General features: G+C 49.6%; 18 protein-coding genes and 1 tRNA gene. 12 read left to right on the top strand and 7 right to left on the bottom strand.

Annotation, left to right across the window (positions count from 1 at the left end):
* The 6 genes from QGG23_04635 to QGG23_04660 all read left to right on the top strand — a co-directional run.
* On the top strand, positions 1–648 hold a 648-nt coding region (locus QGG23_04635), incomplete at its 5' end, for a hypothetical protein (GenBank protein MDP6048713.1).
* Positions 649–655: 7 nt separating this feature from the next.
* Positions 656–731, top strand: a tRNA-Asn gene (locus tag QGG23_04640).
* Between the two features lie 267 nt (positions 732–998).
* Complete coding sequence (locus QGG23_04645) at positions 999–1,445, top strand: hypothetical protein (GenBank protein ID MDP6048714.1); 447 nt, start codon at positions 999–1,001, stop codon at positions 1,443–1,445.
* A gap of 222 nt (positions 1,446–1,667) precedes the next feature.
* The gene (locus QGG23_04650; protein ID MDP6048715.1) at positions 1,668–3,875 is read left to right on the top strand and encodes an elongation factor EF-2; all 2,208 of its coding nucleotides are present in this window, start codon (positions 1,668–1,670) and stop codon (positions 3,873–3,875) included.
* Between the two features lie 85 nt (positions 3,876–3,960).
* Positions 3,961–5,364, top strand: coding sequence for a glycerate kinase (locus QGG23_04655; protein MDP6048716.1), 1,404 nt, complete (start codon positions 3,961–3,963; stop codon positions 5,362–5,364).
* A complete protein-coding gene (locus tag QGG23_04660) occupies positions 5,361–5,759 on the top strand; it encodes a toprim domain-containing protein (GenBank protein MDP6048717.1) in 399 nt (132 codons plus the stop codon). The genes QGG23_04655 and QGG23_04660 overlap by 4 nt, the downstream gene beginning before the upstream one ends.
* A gap of 490 nt (positions 5,760–6,249) precedes the next feature.
* On the opposite strand, the gene QGG23_04665 is transcribed toward QGG23_04660, so the two are convergent.
* The 4 genes from QGG23_04665 to QGG23_04680 form a co-directional block, all read right to left on the bottom strand.
* On the bottom strand, positions 6,250–6,471 hold the full coding sequence (locus QGG23_04665) for a DUF167 domain-containing protein (protein MDP6048718.1): 222 nt from the start codon (positions 6,469–6,471) through the stop codon (positions 6,250–6,252).
* 117 nt (positions 6,472–6,588) lie between these two features.
* On the bottom strand, positions 6,589–6,783 hold the full coding sequence (locus tag QGG23_04670) for a hypothetical protein (GenBank protein ID MDP6048719.1): 195 nt from the start codon (positions 6,781–6,783) through the stop codon (positions 6,589–6,591).
* 259 nt (positions 6,784–7,042) lie between these two features.
* On the bottom strand, positions 7,043–7,429 hold the full coding sequence (locus QGG23_04675) for a hotdog domain-containing protein (protein MDP6048720.1): 387 nt from the start codon (positions 7,427–7,429) through the stop codon (positions 7,043–7,045).
* A gap of 205 nt (positions 7,430–7,634) precedes the next feature.
* Positions 7,635–8,576 (bottom strand): fumarylacetoacetate hydrolase family protein, encoded by a 942-nt coding sequence (locus QGG23_04680; protein MDP6048721.1) that lies wholly within the window; start codon positions 8,574–8,576, stop codon positions 7,635–7,637.
* Positions 8,577–8,764: 188 nt separating this feature from the next.
* Between QGG23_04680 and thsB the strand changes: the two genes are divergently transcribed.
* The 5 genes from thsB to QGG23_04705 all read left to right on the top strand — a co-directional run bounded on the left by thsB (position 8,765) and on the right by QGG23_04705 (position 14,411).
* Positions 8,765–10,444: a thermosome subunit beta gene (thsB, locus tag QGG23_04685; protein MDP6048722.1), complete on the top strand. Its 1,680-nt coding sequence runs from the start codon at positions 8,765–8,767 to the stop codon at positions 10,442–10,444.
* A 32-nt stretch (positions 10,445–10,476) separates the two neighbouring features.
* On the top strand, positions 10,477–10,722 hold the full coding sequence (locus QGG23_04690; GenBank protein ID MDP6048723.1) for a DNA-directed RNA polymerase subunit K: 246 nt from the start codon (positions 10,477–10,479) through the stop codon (positions 10,720–10,722).
* A 292-nt stretch (positions 10,723–11,014) separates the two neighbouring features.
* On the top strand, positions 11,015–12,016 hold the full coding sequence (locus QGG23_04695; GenBank protein ID MDP6048724.1) for a proline racemase family protein: 1,002 nt from the start codon (positions 11,015–11,017) through the stop codon (positions 12,014–12,016).
* A gap of 40 nt (positions 12,017–12,056) precedes the next feature.
* Positions 12,057–13,175, top strand: coding sequence for a pyridoxal phosphate-dependent aminotransferase (locus QGG23_04700; GenBank protein ID MDP6048725.1), 1,119 nt, complete (start codon positions 12,057–12,059; stop codon positions 13,173–13,175).
* Positions 13,176–13,658: 483 nt separating this feature from the next.
* Positions 13,659–14,411, top strand: coding sequence for an HpcH/HpaI aldolase/citrate lyase family protein (locus tag QGG23_04705; GenBank protein MDP6048726.1), 753 nt, complete (start codon positions 13,659–13,661; stop codon positions 14,409–14,411).
* A 32-nt stretch (positions 14,412–14,443) separates the two neighbouring features.
* On the opposite strand, the gene QGG23_04710 is transcribed toward QGG23_04705, so the two are convergent.
* A complete protein-coding gene (locus tag QGG23_04710; protein ID MDP6048727.1) occupies positions 14,444–14,830 on the bottom strand; it encodes a VOC family protein in 387 nt (128 codons plus the stop codon).
* Between the two features lie 427 nt (positions 14,831–15,257).
* Here QGG23_04710 and proC point away from each other — a divergent pair, with 427 nt between their 5' ends.
* Positions 15,258–16,067, top strand: coding sequence for a pyrroline-5-carboxylate reductase (gene proC, locus QGG23_04715; protein MDP6048728.1), 810 nt, complete (start codon positions 15,258–15,260; stop codon positions 16,065–16,067).
* A 412-nt stretch (positions 16,068–16,479) separates the two neighbouring features.
* Here proC and QGG23_04720 read toward each other — a convergent pair whose 3' ends face one another.
* Together QGG23_04720 and ltaE are read right to left on the bottom strand one after the other, a co-directional pair.
* Positions 16,480–17,529, bottom strand: a complete 1,050-nt coding sequence (locus QGG23_04720; GenBank protein ID MDP6048729.1) for an Ldh family oxidoreductase — start codon at positions 17,527–17,529, stop codon at positions 16,480–16,482.
* 35 nt (positions 17,530–17,564) lie between these two features.
* On the bottom strand, positions 17,565–18,602 hold the full coding sequence (gene ltaE / locus QGG23_04725) for a low-specificity L-threonine aldolase (GenBank protein MDP6048730.1): 1,038 nt from the start codon (positions 18,600–18,602) through the stop codon (positions 17,565–17,567).
* Between the last annotated feature and the right edge of the window lie 13 nt (positions 18,603–18,615).

The raw sequence follows: 18,615 nt of genomic DNA on the forward strand, positions 1-18,615 counted from the left end.
AAAGAGCAGGAGGAGGACTATGGCTACATCACGGATCCTGACCTCGTCCGAATCGACATCGACGACGCCTGGATAGCCCGGCTCGAGTCCGAGATGCCCGAGCTCCCCGACGCCCGGATACAGAGATACGTCGAGGAGCATGGGGTCCCCCGGTTCCAGGCCGGGATCATAGTGAACACCGGACTAGACCTCTCCCAGTTCTTCGAGGAATGCATCGCGTTCTTCCCCAAACCAGAGATGGTGGCCAACTGGACGGTCACCTTCCTGCTGAAGAGCCTCAACTACGAGGGCGTCAGCTTACGTGAGTCGAAGGTGGAACCTGAGACCTTCGTGGAGCTCCTGACGCTCATCGATGATAGGACCATCACGGAAAGGCTCGCCCGGGAGCTCATCAAGGAGTACGTGAGCACCGGGGAGTCCCCCAGGGGTCTCGTGGAGAGGAAGGGGCTCGCCTCTGCGGATAGGGGTGAGTTGGGCGAAGCGATAGATGCGGTGTTAGCAGATAATCGGAATGCTGTCACCGATTACCAGGCGGGGCAAACCAGAGCTATTGACTATCTCCTGGGGCAGGTGCTCAGGAGGATCAGGGCCCGGGGCGACCCCGTCGAGGTGAAAAAGCAAATAAGGGAAGTATTAGACAACAAGTGAAGGATGTGCCTCGGTAGCTCAGTAGGTAGAGCACCCGGCTGTTAACCGGACGGTCGAAAGTTCGAGTCTTTCCCGGGGCGCCATTCATCTTCCACTTGGTTTTCACGAGAGTTTAGTGAAGGCACTGTGGAGCATCAGAAACCTGAGTAAAAACACTCAGAAAATCTATTCGAGAAATCTGAGGCGAATCGCCATAAACTCTGACCTGAACGAAAACCAAGGTTTGAAAAGGTAGGTTCAGAATTAAAGGGGACCAACAAGTATCGCGACACACTCTCGCCCGCAGTAAACAACAAGCCTTATATTTCTATTGTGATGTCTTTCGCTCGCATAACAAGAGTAGAAATAAAATGGAGTCTAATAATAACGAAACCCCTATGGTGAAAATCGGGAATTTAACACAGTACAGTAGAAAGGTATACACAGTTGCTAAGGTAATCGCCAAAACCGAGGAGAGAGAGGTTACATCTAGATCCGATATGTCGTCTCATAGAGTTGCTGAGGCTCTGATCGCCGACGAAACTGGAAGCATATACCTCACTCTCTGGGACGATGTCCTTGACCAAGTTGAGGAAGATCAGATCCTGAACATCAAGGACGCATACGTCAACCTGTTTAGAGGTTCCATGCGTCTCAATCTAGGCCGATACGGAAGCTACGATCTCCTTGATGATGCCCCCTTTGAGGACGTGGACCTTGATAATAATCTGTCAAGCAAAGTGTTCACAAGGGAGCCCAGAGGGTACGATAGAGGGCGGGGCCGGGGCTTCGGCCAGGGCAATCGTAGAAGATACTAAATTAACTCACTGCTATCAATACACTCTTTTTCTTTATTTCATAATTTAGTGGGTTCTCTCTCACTGTCTAGAAGCGTTTTTGGATAATCATTGATAGGATGGTTTTCTATTGTCCAATAATTTATTTCCATTCTCGATATTTTCGATGTGATTAGAGAAATAGATTTAAATTGACCCCGTTTTGGTAGTATACCGTATTCCGGATTACAGGTTTGAATCGATATGTCCAAGTTTAAGCAGACAAAAGAGCTCTTGGGCCTGATGAATGACAAGGAACACATCAGGAACATAGGAATCATCGCTCATATCGACCACGGAAAGACGACGATGAGCGACAGCCTCCTCGCAATGGCGGGCTTCATGGCCCCCGAGAGGGCTGGGGAGACTAGAGCCCTCGACTTCCTCGAGGAGGAGCAGCGAAGAGGGATCACAATCAAGACGGCGAACATCAGCCTCCTCTACGAGGAGGGAGACCAGCCATATGTCATTAACCTCATCGACACACCTGGGCACGTCGACTTCTCCGGTAAAGTTACTCGGGCCCTCAGGGCATTGGACGGCTGCATCCTCCTTGTTGACGCCGTGGAGGAGTTCCAGATAATGACAGAGGTGAGGCTAAGGGTCGCCCTCGAGGAGAGGGTGAAGCCGGTGATGTACATCAACAAGTTTGACCGGCTCATCAAGGAGCTAAAGATGGACGCAGACGCCGTCATGAAGAAGCTCATGAGGGTCATCAACCAGTTCAACACCATCGTCCAGACCTTTGGCGAGGACGCCGTGAGGAACGAGTGGACCGTCAACGCGGCCAACGGCACAGTCGCCTTCGGCTCCGCACTCGACAGGTGGGGCTTCACACTACCCCAACTCCAGGCAAAAGGGCTAACGTTCAAGGACATCGTCGAATTTTACAAGAACGGGGAGCTCGAGAAACTCCAGGAGTTGCTGCCCCTCCCCGACGCCATCTTCTCGATGGCCGTCGAACACCTCCCTAATCCAGTCGTTTCTCAGCCTTTCCGGCTAGAGAAGATCTGGCAAGGTGATATTGACAGCCCTATGGGGCAGTCGATGGTGAATCTCGATGACGATGGACCTCTAGTGGTGGCTATCACGAACGTCCTCATCGACCCCCAGGCAGGGGTGGTGAGCACGGGGCGCATCTTCTCAGGTACTATTAGGAAGGGTCAGGACGTTTACCTCCTCATCGCGAACAAGCAGTACAAGATCCAGCAGGTCGCCATCTATATGGGCCAGTACAGGGAGATCGTCGAGGAGATTCCCGCTGGGAACCTGGTGGCCCTCTTGGGCCTCGATCAGGGTAGAGCAGGGGAGACCCTCGTCGACATGGCTGACAGCAAGGGCGCGATCGGCTTCGAGTCCATCAAATACATCTCCGACCCGGTGCTGACGGTGGCCGTGGAGCCCAAGAAGCCTACAGACCTTCCGAGGCTCATCGACGCGATGCAGAAGCTATCCATCCAGGACCCGAACCTCGTCGCCACCATCAACCAGGAGACAGGAGAGTACCTTCTTTCGGGGATGGGAGAACTCCACCTAGAGATCGCCATCAAGGACCTCGGAAGAGAACACCGACTCGACGTCACCGCGACCGAGCCCACAGTTGTCTACAGGGAGACAATTCAACAAAAAGTCGGTCCATTTATGGGGAAAAGCCCTAACAAGCATAATAGGGTCTGGTTCGACATAGAGCCCTTGGAGCCTGAGATCGTCGAGCTTATCAGGAATGGGGAGCTGAGTGAGCTGAGCTCCAGACGTCAGAGAGAGGAAGCTCTTCGCGAGAAGGCGGGCTGGAATGTCAGGGACTCTAGAAGAGTTGTATCTGTGGGACAAAATGCCAACCTCTTCACGGACTTCACTTCTGGGATCCAGGGCCTCAGGGAGGTCCTTCAGCACCTAGCTGGAGGCTTCCAATGGGCGGTAGAGTCTGGCCCATTTGCGGGGGAAGCGGTCAGAGGCGTCCACATCAAGCTGATGGATTGCCAGTTACACGAGGACCCCGTCCACCGGGGTCCAGCCCAAATGATGCCTGCTGCACGTGGGGCCCTTTTTGCGGGAATCCTCTCGGCAGAGCCCACATTGCTAGAGCCGATTTACAAGATCCAGGTTAGGATACCTCCTGAGGAGCTAGGAAGCGTCACAGGACTCCTGAGCAGAAAGAGGGGGAGCATCCACAATGTGGAACAAAAAGGCCCCGCCGTTACCGTGACGGGCATGGTCCCAGTCTCCGAGACCCTAGGTCTTTCCCAGGAGATGCGGGCTGCTACCTCCGGGAGTGCCTTCTGGCAGAGTACTTTCGACCACTGGTCCCCTGTGCCCAACACACTCCTAAAAAATACCGTGCGTAAGGTGAGGACTAAGAAAGGAATGGAGCCAGACCCGCCTCACGCTAGCCGATATATCGTGCGGGAATAACTGATTAACCTTTAATCCTCTGCCAGACACGGAATGAATGCCCCGTAACACTTTTTGAATCTCTCTTAATGGATATCAACTAAGGTTGACCCCAACTGTGTTCCGCAACCGCGATGAACTACTGGAGAACGCATCATCCGATATCCTTCTACGGCTGAGAATGGATGCCTTGGACATCTTGGAGGCTGCAGTAAATGCGGTGGATCCAGGAGAAGCCGTAAGACGGAACCTCAATCTAAAGGGAACCATACTAACAATTTGTGGACTCAAATGGGATCTGAACCACTTTGGAGGCATTCATGTCATCGGAGGTGGCAAAGCCTGCGGGGCCATGGCGGAGACCGTCGAGGAGATCCTGGGCAACAGGATCTCATCAGGTGAAGTCAACGTATTGAAGGGAACGGAGTCGAGGCACAACCTTAACCGGATCTCAATAAACGGGGCCTCTCACCCCATACCTGACGTGGAAAGCGTTGCAGGGGTAAAGAGGATGATGAAGATGTTGGATAACGTAGACTCAACGGATCTTGTAATAGTTCTTATATCCGGGGGAGGCTCCTCGCTTCTAGCGTATCCCGCTGAGGGCATAGCCCTGGAGGACATCCAGGACGTAACACAGAAGCTACTTAAGAGTGGTGCCACCATCAGCGAGATCAATGCCGTCCGGAAGCACTTATCAGCGGTGAAGGGAGGGCGATTGGTCCAGAGGTCCCAGCAGGCAACGGTCATTGGCCTAATCCTGTCAGATGTAGTAGGAGACCCCCTTGATACAATCGCATCTGGCCCGACTGCCCCCGATGAAACCACTTTTGGGGATGCAAGAGCTGTCCTTGAGCGATACGGGATCTGGGAGGGAGCTCCTCAAATGGTCAAGGAGCATCTGGAGGAAGGGGATCTAGGGATGATCCCTGAGACACCAAAACCGGGTTACCCAATATTCCAGAGAGTGCAGAACTTTGTTATCGGGAGTAACCTCGTCGCAGCAAGAGCCGCTGTGGAACGGGCAAGAGAGTTAGGTTATAACTCTGATTTGATATCCACCGAGGTCGAGGGGGAGGCCCGGAAAGTTGGGAGGTCTTTCGCCAAGGCAGCCCTTGACGTTATCCAGTATGGTTCTCCTATACAAACCCCAGCGGTCCTTGTGGCCGGGGGAGAGACTACAGTGTCAGTGACTGGTAGTGGTGTAGGTGGAAGAAATATGGAAGTTGCTCTAGCTATATCTGAGGGGATCGAGGACATGGTATGCGTGGTTGCAGCTTTTGCAACAGATGGAATAGACGGGCCGACTGTCGCAGCCGGAGCGATGGTCGACGGCTCAACGCAGATAAAGGCGAAGGCTCGGGGCATTGATCCCTTAAAATATCTGTCAGAAAATGACTCCTACACGTTTTTCAAGAGTCTGGGGGACGCCTTCATCACAGGGCCCACGGGCACTAATGTCAACGATCTGATAATAATATTGGTTTTAGACCAAGAGGAATCAGTTTGAAGAAGAGGCGGAGGATCAAGTCTACATACGAGGCTCTGAAGAGATTACCCCGGCTCCTGGGAGAGATCGAGACCCTGGCTGACGCAGTTATCGTGGAGGGTTTTCGGGACCTAGAGGCCCTGAGACACCTTGGATTCCGAGGCGTAGTAATCCTTTTCTCACAGGTAGGGGTTTCCGATGCTGATTTCATGGATGCAACCTCAAAAGGGCACGGATCCGTGGTTATACTGACGGACTTTGATGAGGAAGGGCTCAAGATTGACCGTTTCCTCTCGGATGGGTTAGAGAGACGGGGAGTGAAAGTAGAAAAAGGATTGAGGCATGAGATGAATCGAATAATGGTAACCCTCAGGATATCCGCTATAGAGTCTCTGGACAACATCCATAAAAAGTGAAAGGCAAGAAAAGGGATTGAACTAATTCAAACCTTTCAGAGTTCCCCTAGATAAGGACAATGAAAAACTTGGACATTAACAAAACGGTCTCCTATAGAATCAAGATAGAAGTGGAGGGGCTCTCTCTACCATGGTGCTCGTCAGGGGAAATAGGAGATTCTAGATATGAGATTATTTCCACATAGACCCAAGAGTCCTTGAGGGACCGCTGCAGGGGTCTCCTAGATATGAGGCGGGTAAGAAACCCTTACAGCCAGATAAAAGACGGCGACAACAAAGACAAATCGCTTGGATTGGATCCAGATAGAGTCGGCCGTAAAGTTATAGTAACCATTACCTAACTCCCTGTCCAAGCACAAATCCTCACAACACAATCGAAGAAGGTATCTTTGGAGATCTTTGTCATCCGCAGGGTTATGCTAAACGGTGTTTATTCCCTCAAATACCTTTGCCCTAGTGGATTTTCTGTGCTTCGGGGTGATTATTTTTTTTAATAGCTCTTGTCCTCTACCTCAACTATCTTCGTTGTGGAGGTTAACCCGCTCACAATACGGGCTTGCCGCCCGAAGTGTTTTTTGAGGAGCTTGAGGACGGCGATGTTTGCTTTTCCCTTCTTTCTTTGAGCCTTCACCCTTACAATATAGTGATCCCCCTCTCCTTGGATCACCCCATCTTTTTTGGATCCTGCTTTCACCTCAACCGTGATCCTCAACGTGACATCATCAGGTAATTATTTCTCCTCAGGATTGAATAACACTTGTTTTGCCATGGATAGTAAATTAGGAAAAGAGTATTCCCCTTTACGGGGAATGTAATGGCTTTCGTCATTCTAGGTTATGGACGTCCGTATGCTTTTTGACTCAGAGGAGTCTCTTAGGGCTTCTAAGGAATGAATAGGGAAGTCTTTCAGGAGGATATAGAAGACAGATCGTGTGCTGTAAATCTTGGATGCCACCCCGTCCAAGGAGGCAATGTATTTCCTAATAGTTTCGCCTTCATATGTCTCTCCAGTGAACTTGAGCATGCCTTTGCTCTACATCTATTTGCTGAAGTTAATTATTGAGGCTAAGGAGATCTTTTTCCCGCCGTCCAGCATATCAGTTACATTGGTGTAGATTTTTCTGAAGGTGGCTCTGCTCTACGGTCTTTGTGCGTGAGATAATCTCATATTGTTAATATAATTTGAACTATTTTCGCTAAAAAAAGTTATTCTAGGTTCTAAATTATTTACAAAATAATAATTCTAACATCTTAAGCGTAGAAACAAAAACTGAGTTGATTTTTCAGTTTAAGACGTGGTCCTCAAGAACGAAGCAGGAGAAGACACCGGTGAAGACATGAAGGTCGCTGACAAATACCTCGACTCTAACTGATCTGCGACTTCCCTTGGTCTCTTGCACTTTGGCAAAGGCGATCATAGAATCCCCGACCTTCACTGGAGCAAGAAAACGGCTTTCTGATCCTCCAAGCACCACAAAAGGATGATTGACGGCCAACATGGCAGCGTAGTCAGCGAGGCCAAACGTGAAGCCCCCGTGAATCAATCCTCTCCCGTCCACCGCCATCTCCTCTGTGGCAATCAGGATTACCTCGGCAGATTCCCCTGTGGCTATCCTCAAAGGAGTGCCGAGAAGGTCTCCCCTTGCAAGAGTGTGAGTCTGTTTCTCCATTTGAATTCCTCCTGTTCCTTTCTTTCCCACCTGTATTGCGCTAGAATGTTAAATCTTTACTGAAGTCTTTTTACTAGTCTATAAGACTAATAAATTGCAAGCACGTGAGATCATCCGCCTTTTGCTTTTGGATAAAGGTAGAAACAGTCGTGCTCAATGCTCTATAGCTGGTTTGGGACAACAATGGCCTTCGGCACACGCAAGATTAGTCTTCCGAAACAACCCGGTTTTTTTGGGAGCCTAATCCCTTGATTTTTGCCTCAACCAAATCTCCAACGTTCATCAAGCCTAGCTTGTGGGCGCTCCCCACCCCTGCCGGCGTCCCTGTTGCGATGATGTCCCCGACCTCGAGGGTGATCCCATCGGACAGGATACTAATGATTTTTGGAATGTTGAAAATAAGGTGGGATGTGTTTGAGTCCTGACGGATGACCCCATTAACGCTTAAACTGAGATCCAAGTTCATGGGGTCAACTACTTCGTCTGGAGTTACAAGATAAGGCCCCATTGGAGCAAAAGTATCTATGCTTTTCCCCTTGAACCATTGTCCGTGCCTCGTTTGGAGGTCGCGGGCGGAGACGTCGTTGAACACAGAATACCCTGCTATGTGGGTATATGCGTCCTCCTCTGCGATATACTTGCCTTCTTTTCCAATTACCACAGCGAGTTCCACCTCATAATCGAGTTTTTCTGTGACCCGGGGATAGACTATATTATTGTATGGGCCGATGACCGCCGTCGGGGCCTTTGTGAAGAAAATAGGGTGCTCTGGGATAGATTGCTCCTCGTCAAGGGTTTTACTCCCCTCTGCAACGTGGTCAGAGTAATTAAGGCCCAAACAGACAATACCCTTCCTCGGACGAGGAATAGGCGCTTCAACATCAATCTTATCAAGATCAACAAGGCCTTTTACATCTTGGTCTAAAGCAATCTGTTCAGTTACCCACTCAATAGCCTTGCGAGCCTCACTGAGGCCTTTTTCACCTAGACAGAGAAACGAGATCATATCGGAGACCTCGTCCATAGTGATATCCATAAATGCCCCCCCAAAATTATTTTTAACTGTCTCGTTGATATCTAAAACTCTGGACCCAATCACGATGCCTATCCCAAAAATATCTCGTTTACGATAGCTCAGAAGTTTCATACATTTAAAACTCCCTTAATAGAGATATAACATTGCATCAAAATATATTGCACACGTAAGCAATCAATTAACCTCATGATTTTGATATAAAATGGTCCTAGTCTGGTAACCCCAAGATAACTATGCGCGCGACGGCAATATTTATATTCCATATCCTTGTTTGTGCTATAGTTTCAAGGTGAATTTGTTTGAGTGCAAGTGGTTATGGCGGACAACCAATCATTATTCTTAAGGAAGGGACTGAGCGTAACCGAGGCAGTGACGCTAGAAATGCCAACATTCAGGCTGCTAGAATTGTCGCCGAGGCTGTGAAGACCTCCCTCGGACCAAAAGGCATGGATAAGATGCTGGTGGACAGCTTCGGGGATGTTACCATCACCAACGATGGCGCTACGATGCTAAAGGAGATGGACGTCCAGCACCCAGCCGCAAAGATGATGGTGGAGGTTTCCAAGACTCAGGATGACGAGGTCGGGGATGGCACCACAAGTGTTGTGGTGTTAACAGGGGAGCTTCTTGGAAAAGCAGTAGAGCTCATGGACAAAAAAATCCATCCAACAGTCATCATAGACGGCTATAGGGATGCTCAGGAGCAGGCCCTCAAGATCTTAGATGATATCTCTATTGAGGTCGAACCCAAGGATAAGGATAGTCTCAAAAAAGTCGCAATTACATCCATGGCTAGCAAGCTAGTATCAGGTTATAGCGATTACCTATCTGACCTAGCAGTGGACGCGGTCCTCCAAGTTGCAGTTGAGGCCAACAGCGGCTTTGAAGTAGATCTAGACATGGTAAAGATGGAGAAGAAACCTGGAGGGTCCCTTACTGATACAAACCTCATAAGGGGGCTAATTATCGACAAGGAGGTAGTCCATGCCGATATGCCGAAGGTAGTCAAGGACGCCAAGATTGGCCTCCTAAACGCGGCTCTGGAGATAGAAAAGACCGAGTTCGATGCTAAAATACAGATCGAGACACCTGAGGAGATGCAGGCCTATCTTGACCAGGAGGAAAACATGCTCCGGCAAATGGTCCAGAAGATCAAGGATGCCGGCATTAATGTGCTCTTTTGCCAGAAAGGGATTGATGACATGGTTCAGCACTTCTTGGCCCGGGAGGGTATTTTCGCCGGCCGGAGGCTCAAAAAGAGTGACCTAGAGGCCCTTGCCAAGGCGACGGGAGCCAAGGTCGTAACCAATGTAGACGACCTAACGGCTGAAGATGTAGGTTACGCCGAGAATGTCGAGGAGAAAAAGATCGGCGATGATAAGCTCATCTTCGTAGAGGGATGCAAGAACCCCAAGGCGGTCTCCATACTAGTGAGGGGTGGCACAGAGCGAATCGTCGACGAGGCAGACAGGAGCCTTCATGACGCCCTATGTGTCATCAAGGACGTGGTCGAAGACCCAAAGATCTTGGCGGGCGGTGGAGCCCCTGAGATCGAAGTATCTCGAAAGCTGAGGCGCCACGCGGAGACCCTAACAGGCCGGGAGAGGCTCGCAGTTGTGGCATTTGCTGAAGCGATAGAAGTCATACCTGTGACCCTCGCTGAAAATTCAGGTATGGATCCCATTGATGCACTGTCTGAACTTCAGGCTGCGCACGAAAGGGGAGAGCTCTGGAGTGGCATCAACGGCCTAGCTGGAGAGGTCTCAGATATGGCGGAGATCGACGTCTACGAGCCCACCCAGGTAAAGGTACAGGCCATAAAATCTGCAACTGAGGCGTCAACATTGCTGCTAAAGATCGACGATATCATCGCAGCCTCCAAAATGAGCATGCCTGCAGGTCCCCCAGGTGGGGGCATGGGTGGAATGGGTGGAATGGGTGGAATGCCTCCCGGAATGGGCGGCATGCCCCCTATGTAGATTTTCGATCTAATGGATTGAATGAGAAAATATTGTCTAACGAAATTCAGATAGGGCCTGTAAAGATCACCCGATTTGAGCGGGCTAGAATAATTGGCGCCAGGTCGCTTCAGATCTCCCTAGGTGCACCTATCTTAGTCGAGCTCCCTGACTCTATGAATGCCCCCATTGACATCTCTTTGGAGGAGCTCAAGGGAGATATACTACCCATGACTCTTAGGAGAGCCCTTCCGAACGGGATTTATCAGGATATACCCCTTGCAACCCTGAACTCCTAGAAAGATACGTGATCTTCTTTTCTTTCATCACGTTCCGTTGGGGGATGAATTGAGATAAAGGGAGATGGTGGATCTTGGAGACTCAGCACACTGTTGCTGGTTAGCCTGTCAATCGTTATCTTCCTTGTTCAACGGACTTCATGGGCAATTTTCGACACTGTCTTTGAAGTTAGCATTTTTCACATACCCGCACTCTTCAGCGCAATACTGAACTTGAAGTTCATTAGTAATTCCGATTAGGCTCTCCAAAAACGGTAAATATACAGGTATCAGATAATCCCTACGGTACAATTTGAAGTTCTCTCGTATTATCGAGTGTATCGACACCCACTCATCAGGGGAGGCGACCAGAGTTGTCGTGGGGGGTATACCCAAGCTCAAAGGCTCAACGATGGCTGAGAAGCAGTCATATTTCCAAGAACATTATGATCACCTAAGACCCACAATGCTCAGGGAACCCAGGGGCTTCGCGGGGCTCCTAGGGGCCGTGGTGACCGAGCCCACTGTGCCTGAGGCAGATATTGGGGTTATCTACCTCTGGACAGACGGATATTTCAGCGCCTGCGGGGATAGCACGTATAGCGTCTCCGCGGTTCTAGTGAACACTGGGATGGTGGAAGTGACTGAGCCTGTAACCGAGATCGTGATGGACACTGTAGCAGGCCTCGTAAAGTCAAAGGTCACGGTGGAGGACATGGAGGCGAAATCTATCTCCATGGAGGGGGTGCCCTCATTCTATTCCGAGACCGTGAAGATGGATGTCCCTGACGTCGGGATGGTTGAAGCGGACATAGCTTACGGTGGTCTCTGGTATGCATTTATCAATGCTGCGAGCATAGGTCTTGAGCCCACACTCCAGAACAAGGATTACTGGATACCCCTAGGCTGGAAGATCAGGAACCACCTCGCCGAGAATGTCAAGATAGCCCACCCTGATTTCCCTGAGTTCAATGTCCTTGACCTTGTGACATTTTACACTGAACCTACGGTGAAGGGAGCAGACAGCAGGCACTGGAACGTTTTCGGGCCGAAGCAATCATGCAGGTCTCCCGCAGGCACATGCACAAACGCACGGATGGCGGCCCTTTATGGGAAGGGGGAGATGAAACTGGGGGACGAGTTTGTCGCAGAGAGCACTATCAACACCCTCCATTACGGCAAAGTCGCGAAGGAGGTCAAAGTCGGGAATTACGATGCGATTCAACCTGATGTTGCCGCGACGGCATATATTACCGCCCTCAACCATATAGTGATTGACCCCAATGATCCCAAAAAAGAAGGCTTCCTTTTCTAACTATTTTTTCCCTCATCCTTTGAGTTAAATAAGACCTCGAATGTCCTATCCTCAGCAGGAGGAAGTTGATATCTCCAATAATTATGTCAAGTTAACAGCAGGAGACCCAGACGTTGAGGCTCCCTCATGGGTCATAGATGCGGCACTTAACGCTATAAAGGAGGGGGGAAAGTGGACCCACTACGCCAGGGGGGCGATTCCAGAGAACTTTAAGGAGGCAGTGGTAGAATACTATGCCAACTTTGGAACCGCATATGAGACTAGGAACGTGGTCCCAACGGCGGGGAGCAGCGCTGCCCTATATATCGCTCTCGCTTCAGTCCTTGAGGAGGGGGACGAGGTCCTAATGTGGAGTCCCAGCTATGCGGGACATTATAGGATTCTCAACGAGATGGGGGTAAAGGCTTCTATTGCACCGCTTAATCGGGAGAATGGGTACCATCCTGACATAGACACCCTTGAGGACTATGTCAGTCCCGACACCAAGGCCGTGCTCATCTGCAATCCAAATAATCCTACTGGAACTGTTTTTACCAAAAAGGAACTCAAGGGTATTGGAGAGATCGCCACTGACTACGACCTAGCCATCTTTAGTGACGAGATCTATCTTCACTTTGTTTATGACGATAATGAGTTTATCGCAACTTCAACTCTGGAGGGACTAAAGGAGAGGACCATCAACATCATGAGTTTCTCCAAGACGTTCTCCATGACAGGGTGGCGCCTCGGCTACACTATCGTCCCTGAGAGATATCTTGATAAGGCAACTAAAATCAATGCTCTCACAGCTCCCCGACCGGCCACATTCGTCTATGCTGCGGGAACTGCAGCCCTCAAAGGGAGTATGTCCTACGTTGAGGAGAGGAGACAGGAATACGACAGGAGGCGCAAGTACTTCTGTCACGCCATCAACGGTATTGATGGTCTTGACTGTCATCTCTTCGAGGGAGCATTCTATTCCTGGTTCAATGCAAAAAGCTATGGCATCAGTTCCGAGGATTTCGTAAAAAAGTTCGAGGAGGCTGAAAACGTGGGTCTGAGCTCTGGCCATAGGTTCGGGATCAGTACTGATGGATTCATCAGGGTCCCTCTGGTACAACCCGTACCAGTCCTTAAGAATGTCGTGGGACGGTTAGAAAGGTTCCTAGACACGCTTTAGAATGTCCCTTTTTTCTAGTTGTCTAACATGGTCCAGACTGCGCAAGCCTGACAAATTTTGTCTAGTGCCTCTATTTTGATACAATATAGTGATAAGTACCCGACTCCGGTGAGAGATCTGACCATTAGTGCCCTTTTTTGAAATGGTATACCTCTTCTTTGCCAGTATGGCGGCTCAATGACCTCAATGTGGCCCCCGAAAATCAATTTCTTCAAGAGGGGGGATCCATTACACATTGGCATGGTCTATGATGCAAATGAGTTTGTTTTCGACTGCTTGATATCGCGCACGTATAAATCTAGTTTGTGTTTATAGATTTCCCCGGAGTGTGTGGGGTTTAAAAATTGTTTTGCTTCATGGACGCGTACGATTTATTAAAAAGACAAATTAAGCCCATTTTTCTTTACACACGCTTAAGTCTAAGCTAACCATATATACAGCATACTGAGACCGTACTTTCATGCGCCTTGGAGTTTGGAGAGTATGAAGAATGTACTTAAGAGGAGGCTCAAAGCAGGTGAGCAGGTATACGGAACCTGGACCACTCTCGAGAGCCCTATCGCGGCCGAGATGATGTCTACCCTTGGATTTGACTATTTCGTTTTCGATACCGAGCACGCTCCCCTAGACACCTATATGGCCCAGACACTAATGCAGGCAATGAGGGGAGACTCGAAGACCACCCCTATTGTCAGAGTCTGGTGGAACGAAAAAGTCGCCATAAAGAAGGCTTTAGATATTGGCGCCCACGGAATTCTAGTCCCCTGGGTGAACAATAGGGAGGAGGCCGAGATGGCTGTGAAGGCAACACGATATCCCCCAGATGGCCAGAGAGGGTGTGGTCCTAGGCGAGCCGCAATGTTTGACCCAGAATATCTCGAGACAGCCAACGACGAGATCCTGGTGATCTGCCAGATCGAGACTAAGGAGGCCGTTAAGAACATTGAGGACATCGTCTCCGTGGAAGGAATGGATGTGAGCTATATCGGTCCGGCAGACCTCTCTGCCTCGTATGGCCACCTAGGCAACATGTCTCATCCAGATGTGCAGAAAGCTATCGATCGGGTGTATGAAGCCACAGAAGCTGCGGGGAAGGCAACGGGGGTCCACCTAGCATCAGGGAAGACAATAAAGGATCGGATGGAGAAGGGCTATAATTTAATTACCATCGGTAGCGATCTAACCTACCTGAAGCAAGGGGTACTGAGCCAAAGAAAGGAGCTTGGCTTGGACTAACTACCAACCTATTTTTCCGTCAAGAATAAATTTTAGATAGAGCATCCCCCTGGCAGGGTTTCCTGGATCTCGATGATGTAACCTTCGGGGTCCTTGAACATGAAAACCTTGATCTTGAGGCGCTTTGACTCCTTTGGTTGCATCTCCAGGGCCAAGCCTTTCTCAATAAGCATTCGATGCCATTCATCGGCATCGCTTACGTTTATACAGAGGATCACAGGCTTAATTTCACTGGCCTGATGGTAGCCATGCTTCCCGTCAACAAGTCCCACATAAGACCCGTCATTTATCTTGAATATCTTCGACCAGCCCTGGTCGACTTTCATCTTAAAGCCCATGACATTCTTATAGAACTCTACGGCTACAGGCAAGTCCCTGTAGTATAACCAGGTGATAACTCCTTTTATCTTGTCTCTCATGCCAAGCCTCCTATGCTTCGATGATGTAATTTTTATAGATGACTTCTACTTAAAGCAGATTCCGCATCAAGGGTTATCTAACTTGTTCATTTTGAGGAGCAGGTAATAGTGAATTCTTGGACTCGCAGATTGATACGTGTAGAGTCTCAACCCCTCTTCTTAGTTCGGCTTGATAGTCTGTATGACCCGTTTATGATGCAACCGCTCTACGAGTTTCAATTCATTCAAATCGTTTTACTGCAGTCAGAATATGTATATTGGACACTATATTCCACCCGCAATAGAAAGGATTCTTGCCAAGGATCAATCATTAAAATCAAACCCGTTTTTCTAGTTTTTAGCAATATTTGACGAAGAGTTGAGACAGGATAAAGATTTATGAACTTCTGCCCAAGGTCAATATCCTATACACTGAGGAGAAACTAATATGGCAGAAACGATTACTATAGTCGGCGCTGGAGTGATAGGTGAAGCAGTTGCAAAATGCCTCAGCAAGAGCCCCTACCAGTACCGGATCATAGCCACCCGGCGGAGAACCGAAAGACTGGATGAGCTTAAGAGCCTCGGAGTTGAGGTCACTCAAGATAACGCCCAGGCGGCAAAACAGGCGAATATTATATTCATCTGCGTGAAGCCCAGGGATGTAGCCGGCATCTTAAAGGAGATTGCATCGGAGATCCAGGGTAAACTCGTTATCTCCACAGCGGCCATCATTTCCCTTGATTTCTATGATAAAGCGGTTCCGGGGGCCAAATTCGTCAGGACTATGCCCAATGTCGCTGCGTTTGTCGGCGAGTCATTTACAGCTTATAGCTGCAATAGCAGGATCACAGATGATGACAGATCAGTTACAAAGCGCCTCTTAGACACCATGGGTCAGCACCAAGAGGTCGAGGAAAGATTTATGGACGCAATCACTGGCCTTAGCGGAAGCGGCCCAGCATTCATCGCCATCGTTATAGAGGCCCTCATGTACGCCGGCCTCAAGGTCGGGCTTCCAAGGGAGCTGAGCATCCACTCTTGCGCCCAGGCAGTACTAGGTACGGCCAAGCTCATCCTAGACGGAGAGATGAATACATCCCAGATTAAGAACGCTGTCACGACCCCCGGAGGGACCACAATTGAAGGAATCTACCAGCTGGAGGACGGAAAGCTTCGTACGACGCTCATAAATGCCGTCGTCGCCGCAACGGAAAAGTGCACCAGCATCCGAGATAATTGGAATAATAGATCTTAACGATCCTTTCAAGAAGGATTATCCTCTCCCCCATCAACTCATTTTGGATTAACCGGAATGGATGATAAACGCCTAATCAAGGGAGGGAAGAACGTTTACTGCTCATAAAATCCACTATGTAAAAGTAACACAATAATCTCTTTGGGAAAGGTGCTTCGCATTTCTGCAAATAAAGAAAATAAGTTACACAGGAGGGTAAGGGGATGGGTCTCTGAGTGCCCTTGAGTTTCATCTACATCCACTTGAATAATATCCTATTTATCAGCCGTGAAATGGAAAGCTTTGTCACCTGGGAGAATACACCTTAATTGTGGATAAACGTGGTATCTATATAGTTTCTATTAGTTCATATCCATCGAGAACCGCCCTCCCCCTGAAAAAAGATATAGTGTAAACTCGGAAATATTTCAAATTAGTAATCTTCTATTCGGAGGCCGAGTTCCTCTGCGAGCCTCAGGATCCCTTCCCAGGTCTCCTCAGGGAGGGGAATCCCATCAGCGAGGCGAGACTCTTTTGTCTCCCACTCCGGTTCCCCAGGAATAATGACTCTCATACCAGGTTCTGGCTCCACCTTCTTTACGCGCCCAATGACACCATCCACTCCCTCTGTGAATGTATCAAGACCAACGAAAGCGTTCGGATCGACAGCGATTATGAAAACGCCATTGGTTGAGGGTGGTATCTGAACCGGATCCATTCCAACCCTTGAACCTGTCAGGACAGCTCCCAGCAGCTCAGAAACGAGCTGGAGCGCATAGCCCTTGTATTCACCGAACGGCAGCAGCCATCCCCCCTTATCATGGGCGAAGGGATCATCTGTCGGTTTTCCGTCCTTGTCCCTAGTCCAATTGAGAGGGATCTTGTCATGTTTGGCTTGGGCTACCCCAATCTTTCCAGCAGCTGCGACCGAAGTAGCATAATCCAAGAGGAAAGGCTTGGTATTTTTGGTCGGTATTCCAACGCTTATCGGGTTTGTCCCAAAGAATTTGCCCGTTCCTCCGTAAACGCTCACAGATGGACTTCCCACATTGACGAACATGAGGGCGATCACTCCTTGCTTCGCCGCCCAGTTTGTATAATATCCGATCCTCCCGATGTGATTACAGTTGAAAGCTCCCACAGCGCTTACCATGTGCTTTTTAGCTTTAGCCACGGCAACTTCGGTAAGCTTCTTGGCTGTCACCTGGCCGGGTGCATACTTACCGTCAATGAAGGCGGTTACAGGCGTCTCATGAAAGATGACGGGATGGGTGTCCACCTTAATATATCCTTTTTTAATCCTTTCAGAGTATCTGATAAAATAGGAAACACCATGCGAGTCGTGACCGGTTAGGTTGCCTTCCACGAGAGTCTCTACGAGAAACTCGGATTTCTCCTTTGAGAGCCCTTGAGCTATGAAGATATCTATTCCCAGTTTCAGAAGTTTTTCGGCTGAGACGATAATCATAACGGAGAGAAGCATATAGGAGATATAAAGATGTGAAGGGGCCCTCTGGGCTAAATTTTCGGAGCCGCCGCAGTTATGCCGTCGAGGAAGGCCTCGATGTCCTCCCTCTCGATTCCGTAATGCGTGACCATCCTGAGGCTCGTCTTCCTTCCCCTGCTCTTCCACCCAATTTTAGCGCATGCATCACTCCAGTCAACACCCGTCCATCCGAGGCCCCCTATGTCGATGTAGACCATATTGGTTCTCACTGGTTTGAGGATCTTGATCCCGTTGATCTTACGGAGACCCTCCTCGAGGAGTTTCGCGTTTGCATGGTCGTCTACTAGCCGGTCAACCATTTTGGTGAGAGCGATGATCCCCGGTGCAGCGATAATGCCCACCTGGCGCATCCCTCCTCCCAGCATCTTCCTGTATTTCCGGGCCTTTAGAATAAAGTCCTCGCTTCCCACCACCAAAGATCCTATGGGAGCCGCCAGCCCCTTGGAAAGACAAAGCTGGACAGAGTCAGTATACTGAGAAATTTCTTTCACGTCTACCCCAAGCGCTACAGCAGCATTGAAAATCCTTGCCCCGTCGAGGTGCACACTTAGGTTGTTCTCCTTAGCGACTTCCCAGTCGGCCTTCATCTGATCCACGGTGAGAGGTATCCCCCCGGAGGTGTTGTGGGTATTCTCTATACAGAGGAGACTCGTCGTGGGTTGATGGATATTATCGGCCCTGATGGCCCCCCGGATATCATCTGGATTCATCCAACCCATCTCACCCTTCAACGTTCGGGCCATGAGACTGCCGAGGACTGCTAAGCCCCCCACCTCATTCAAGTAGATGTGACTCCGTTCCTCGAGGATAATCTCGTCCCCCCTGTTCGTATGGGCTAGGATCGCAACTGCGTTTCCCTGAGTCCCACTCGTAACGAAGAGTCCAGCCTCCATACCAAGCATATCCGCTGCGATGGCTTCGAGCTCGTTGACCGTGGGATCTTCCCCGTAGACATCGTCTCCGACAACCGCTTTGTGAGCAGCCGCCCTCATCTCCGGGCTTGGTCGGGTGACTGTATCGCTCCTGAAATCGAGGTTCTTTTCTTCCATCTTGAATCCGCGT

The organism is Candidatus Bathyarchaeota archaeon, assembly GCA_030739585.1.
Taxonomy (GTDB): Archaea; Thermoproteota; Bathyarchaeia; order TCS64; family TCS64.

What these genes read in the sequence shown, in the direction of transcription:
- QGG23_04705 (MDP6048726.1), top strand. Translation starts at nt 13,659, where the DNA reads ATGAAGAATGTACTTAAGAGGAGGCTCAAAGCAGGTGAGCAGGTATAC.
- QGG23_04710 (MDP6048727.1), bottom strand. Translation starts at nt 14,830, where the DNA reads ATGAGAGACAAGATAAAAGGAGTTATCACCTGGTTATACTACAGGGAC.
- ltaE (MDP6048730.1), bottom strand. Translation starts at nt 18,602, where the DNA reads ATGGAAGAAAAGAACCTCGATTTCAGGAGCGATACAGTCACCCGACCA.
- QGG23_04650 (MDP6048715.1), top strand. Translation starts at nt 1,668, where the DNA reads ATGTCCAAGTTTAAGCAGACAAAAGAGCTCTTGGGCCTGATGAATGAC.
- QGG23_04700 (MDP6048725.1), top strand. Translation starts at nt 12,057, where the DNA reads ATGTCCTATCCTCAGCAGGAGGAAGTTGATATCTCCAATAATTATGTC.
- QGG23_04680 (MDP6048721.1), bottom strand. Translation starts at nt 8,576, where the DNA reads ATGAAACTTCTGAGCTATCGTAAACGAGATATTTTTGGGATAGGCATC.
- proC (MDP6048728.1), top strand. Translation starts at nt 15,258, where the DNA reads ATGGCAGAAACGATTACTATAGTCGGCGCTGGAGTGATAGGTGAAGCA.
- QGG23_04670 (MDP6048719.1), bottom strand. Translation starts at nt 6,783, where the DNA reads ATGCTCAAGTTCACTGGAGAGACATATGAAGGCGAAACTATTAGGAAA.
- QGG23_04675 (MDP6048720.1), bottom strand. Translation starts at nt 7,429, where the DNA reads ATGGAGAAACAGACTCACACTCTTGCAAGGGGAGACCTTCTCGGCACT.
- QGG23_04720 (MDP6048729.1), bottom strand. Translation starts at nt 17,529, where the DNA reads ATGCTTCTCTCCGTTATGATTATCGTCTCAGCCGAAAAACTTCTGAAA.
- QGG23_04645 (MDP6048714.1), top strand. Translation starts at nt 999, where the DNA reads ATGGAGTCTAATAATAACGAAACCCCTATGGTGAAAATCGGGAATTTA.